The sequence below is a fragment of the Xenorhabdus sp. IM139775 genome, assembly GCF_028598745.1.
Lineage (GTDB): Bacteria > Pseudomonadota > Gammaproteobacteria > Enterobacterales > Enterobacteriaceae > Xenorhabdus.
On record NZ_JAQRFK010000250.1, the window covers coordinates 1 to 560 of the forward strand.

Annotated in this window: 1 protein-coding gene; it reads left to right on the top strand. The window is 53.8% G+C overall.

Going from position 1 to position 560, the window contains the following annotated elements; genetic code table 11:
- Positions 1 to 560 (top strand): AMP-binding protein (locus PSI17_RS17295; protein WP_273553127.1); only part of this gene is annotated, 560 nt, incomplete at both ends.

The following is a 560-nucleotide window of genomic DNA, read 5'->3' on the forward strand; positions in this document are numbered from 1 at the left end:
CCATCCTCTCTCTTTGATGAAAAATGGGAAAACAATCCCGATGTTCAGGCGCTGGGGCTGACATCACAGCATCTGGCCTATGTGATCTACACCTCTGGTTCCACCGGACGACCCAAAGGGGTAATGGTGGCACACCGGAATGTCATCAATCTTTATACGGGATTAAGTAGCATACTCGCCCTTAAACAAGCGTGCCGTGTGGCCATGAATGCCAGTATCGTCTTCGATGCCTCCGTGAGCAGCTGGTTCCAGTTGCTTGCCGGCCATACCCTGGTGCTCGTCCCTGAAGCCCTCCGTACCGATGGTTTAGCGCTCTGGCGCTATTTTGCGCGCCATGTCGTGGACATATTTGACTGCACCCCCGTTCAACTGCAATGGCTATTGGAGGCGGGTTTGGGAAGTACCGCCGGGTATCAACCCCAGCGGGTACTGGTCGGGGGGGATAACCTTCCCCCTCTGGTCTGGTCCAAATTGCAACAGATAAAAACCACCCGCTTTATCAACGTTTACGGACCAACAGAATGTACGGTGGATGCCAGTTTCTGCCCGGTGGATTTATC